The organism is Nostoc sp. FACHB-152 (assembly GCF_014697475.1).
Classification (GTDB): domain Bacteria; phylum Cyanobacteriota; class Cyanobacteriia; order Cyanobacteriales; family Nostocaceae; genus Nostoc_B.
Map to the genome: position 1 here is coordinate 1 of NZ_JACJRV010000177.1, position 3,459 is coordinate 3,459.

Genomic DNA, 3,459 nt, shown 5'->3' on the forward strand with positions numbered 1-3,459 from the left:
TTGCAAGACTTCGAGAGTGCCAACACTAAACTTGATGAGGCTTTAGAAAGTAAAAAACAAACGGCAGGAATACAAAGATAAATAAATTGAAGAGAAAAAATAAGCTACTTTAGACGAGAAATGGTACTTGATATTCTTCTATATAAGCTTGAATAACTTCTGGCGGCTCAGACATCACAGCGACAATTTCTGAAAAGCCGTTTTTTGTTGAATGAAACAAAGTTGACTGTAGGTAAAAAATGATGCACTCGACAGATTCAGTGGAAGAATTAGTATTGCAACTAGAAGACATTGAGCGTGAGATGTCATTAATAAAAAAGGCGATCGTGACAGCGCAAGAATCAGGAGCAGATTGGAGTAATGAGCGCACAAAGCTATGGCAATTGCATAACCATCAATACAATGAAACTTTGGACGAAATAAAACACTTGATAGCGAAAAGAGAAAAGCGAAATGTAGAAAAATCAGAAGGTAAGATCTGTGTTTTTGCGCGTGGAAACATAGATGCAGATCATAACGATGTGATTTTAGAATACGAACACGATGCCGCCGAAGTAGGGTTGAAAGGAGAAAAGCACGTTAGCTTTATCAGCAAGACTTATAGTTATGCTCCTGGCAGAGAAACGGAAATCGGATTTGTTTTGATTTCAAAACAGTTAAATGCTTACATAGAAAAGCAATAGACTTGTCCGAAATATTAACTTAGGAAAAGAAAAGTGGTAAAACGTTAAATTGGGTGTTTACCATTTTTCTGAATCAGTAAGTCGAGCAAGTAAACCAGTTAAGACTACTGATACTGTATCTATTACCCCTGCCACAAATTGGGTATTTAACAATAAGGGAGAAGTAACATTAGTTAGCACTGTCACTCAAACAGATGCTTACTCTGCCAATGCTCATCAAGCCGCTTGCCTTAAACCTAAATAAGTTCGAGTTTGGGTCTAAAATTTATATTCGCATAGCAGATGCAACACTTGAAATATCTCCAAGTTCTTTTTAATTTTTGACTAACCCACCAAATGGCTCACAACCTGTGGATCTAAGTCTGCAATCCGCTTCCTAATTGGTTTCGAAGGATTATTAAAAAACTGCTTTAAATCTCGGCTTTTCACAAAGCAGAATCAAAAAGTTGTTGTATTCTCAATTTGAGATGGGCAAATAAAGGCGATACAATCACATCATCTCCTCTAAATACAGCCATTTGATAATCTCCATCAACAAAATTAAAAATGGTAATAGTTGGCTGTTTAGGATTACCAGTAAATCTTTTACCACCGAGTGCAGCTTTTAAGTTAAAAAATGTTTAGGATGCGAAGTTTCTCTGAAGCCCTGATAAAATTCAATAGCTAAAAATTTGAGTCTCAGATGAACCAGGGGGCGAGGTGTGCAAGCAAAAAGTGAAGTCATAATTAAATTCAGCGGTTCACTACCTGAAGCAAAACCAGCAGCTAACAAAAAAGTGGAAGTCTCACTGACTGACCAGAATGGCATAGTCTTCACCGCTTTGATTAATGCAAAAAGCTGGCGCAAGGCTGAAACCAACACGTCTGAGTTTGCTGACTGGGCTGGGGCTATATCTGGCAAGCTTGGTCAACGAACAGAAAACGGTTTTGAAGTGGTTGATGCCGGGTTGCAGATCTTTGAAAAGAAAGCGAAAGAGCCTAAACCAGATGCAGAGGTTGCCGTAGCTGAAGCTGGTGCAAGTTAATAAGCTTGTTTCAAGCATTCATGAACAAATTTCTACCTCTGCAATTAGATATTTGCAGAGGTAGAAGTACTGTTAATTGCAAATTCAACTACATCCTATGAAAAGTACAAAATATCACTTAGTTGAATAATGCTGCAAGTGACCTCATGAATAATTTAGGACTGCTATATGTGTTTTTTTCAGCACATAACAGCGTACTTTACTCAATTCATAGCACTATAATCATTGTGGAACTAGACAAAGGTAAACTGTGTACTACTAGCTAAATTCAGAGTTGTAGGCGCATCTTGAACGATGCCAATCAACTCATTCGGTAAGTCGCGCTTGAAGATGCCGATATCTGGTGCAGAGCTTCCGCCGATCAGGGAATTATTGATCGTTCTTAGTTCATAGCTACTGCGAGAGCCACCTAGTTGAATGACATCCTCACTGGCTCTGAAGTCGATGATGCGAGCAAAATCGCCAGTACCATCGATGCCCTGGAAAAAGTTGATCGCATCGCCATCAGTCAAGCCATTGCCATCATCGTAGAAGGTTTGTCCATTCTCGCCCAGGACAAATTTATCTCGACCGACACCGCCGACTAGCACATCAATTTCACCCTGTCCCCTGTTGAGGCTGGTGGCACCAGTCAGCTTATCATCCCCAGCACCGCCTAATAGGATATCACTGCCCTGTCCCCCGGTGAGGGTATCGTTGAAGTTAGCGCCAACCAGCGAATCATTTCCATTTCCACCATTCACATCGAATGCTACCGATGTGAACGTGACTTCCATGCGATCGTTGCCATCTCCACCGTTAAACCCAATAGACTGTACCCCACTTGCCAGCCCCAGATCTTTGACAATGAACACATCATCCCCTTCGACACCACTAATCTGAAAGGTTTCGATGCCCTGCGTTCTGATGTTGATCGGCGTGGGAGCAGTGCGCTGCAATAGGACTTCGGAACCGACTGGGTTCAATGTAATGTGATCGCCCTCTTTAGTTGACGTTGACCCAGTGAAATCCAGGTGATCATCACCAGCGTCGCCACGAATCACATCACTGCCGTCACCATCGAACCAAGCAAACGAATCATCACCATTACCGCCAATCATGGTGTCGTTGCCCTTGTCGCCTCGAATGGCATCATGACCATCGCCGCCGTCTAGCACGTCTATTCCATCGCCCCCTTGTAGTCCATCAAACCCAGAGCCACCGAAGATTTGATCGCCGCCAGCCCCTCCTTCAAGTTTGTTATTGAGAAGATTACCTGTTAAGACATCAGCATTTTCACTGCCGATTAAGTTCTCAATGCTAATGAAGGTATCACTACCACCAAAAAAGGTGGCATTTCCGGTTTCTAATGAAGCAATAACATTATTAAGTGAACCGGCATAACTAGCTGTATCTATCTGTGATCCACCATCGAGAATATTATTACCAAAGCCACCGAAGAGCGTATCGTCGCCAGCAAAACCTCTGATCACATCGTCTCCCGCAAAACCTTTAATAACATCACCTGCTGAACCACCAGCCAAAGTCTCGTTTCTGTCAGTTCCGTTAATTAGTACCATGTTCATTTCCGCTTGATTTAAGTGTGTCATGCAGCGAAACCAGTTCAATATTGTTTTCGTTTCGCTTATGTCTAAATCGTATGAAATTACCCTTGCGGGGGGACAAAATGGTCTAGAATGCTTATCTTACAAAGAGTGTAGCAATTTGTGGTAAAAGAAAAAGAGCATTTATTCGCAATAAGCTCTATTTAA

Annotated in this window: 3 protein-coding genes; 2 read left to right on the forward strand and 1 reads right to left on the reverse strand. The window is 41.7% G+C overall.

What is annotated here, in order from left to right:
- The first annotated feature begins 239 nt into the window (after positions 1–239).
- Positions 240–683: a hypothetical protein gene (locus tag H6G76_RS36305; protein ID WP_190711027.1), complete on the forward strand. Its 444-nt coding sequence runs from the start codon at positions 240–242 to the stop codon at positions 681–683.
- A 701-nt stretch (positions 684–1,384) separates the two neighbouring features.
- A complete protein-coding gene (locus H6G76_RS36310; RefSeq protein ID WP_190711028.1) occupies positions 1,385–1,708 on the forward strand; it encodes a hypothetical protein in 324 nt (107 codons plus the stop codon).
- Positions 1,709–1,941: 233 nt separating this feature from the next.
- On the opposite strand, the gene H6G76_RS36315 is transcribed toward H6G76_RS36310, so the two are convergent.
- Entirely contained in the window at positions 1,942–3,297 is a 1,356-nt protein-coding gene (locus H6G76_RS36315) for a calcium-binding protein (protein ID WP_190711029.1), read from the reverse strand.
- Between the last annotated feature and the right edge of the window lie 162 nt (positions 3,298–3,459).